The 373-nt window shown below is 57.1% G+C and carries 1 pseudogene; it reads left to right on the plus strand.

The window, feature by feature from the left end:
• Positions 1-373, plus strand: a pseudogene (locus HMPREF2875_RS14165) (HNH endonuclease); the annotation flags it as partial.

Genomic DNA, 373 nt, shown 5'->3' on the forward strand with positions numbered 1-373 from the left:
ATCTGGCCACGCTGAGCCTTATTGAGTCCTACACCAAGAAGCTGAAAAACCAGCTGCACGCGTGGAACCTGCGCGTAAAGCTCGCCGGCACACCAGCACACAACATCCCTGCTGTGGCGGCCAAACGGCTCAAAGAGCTCAAGCCCAAACGCATCCCTAAGCCTGGGGTGCGCATGACCTACCGTGCAGACGGGCCACACTCGCTAGCAATTACCGATGATCCCATGACCGTTACCGAGATGCGCGGCGTGCTGGAATCCATCAATAGGGACAACCTGCTGGAAGCAGCCAAGCACGTCTTCTTCAAAAAGTCCCACGGCGGTACCAAACCTGCTGTTCTCACCAGCGTGGTGGTGACCTTGGATAAGCTCGA

It is taken from the genome of Corynebacterium sp. HMSC078H07, from assembly GCF_001812805.1.
In the GTDB taxonomy this organism is placed as follows: domain Bacteria; phylum Actinomycetota; class Actinomycetes; order Mycobacteriales; family Mycobacteriaceae; genus Corynebacterium.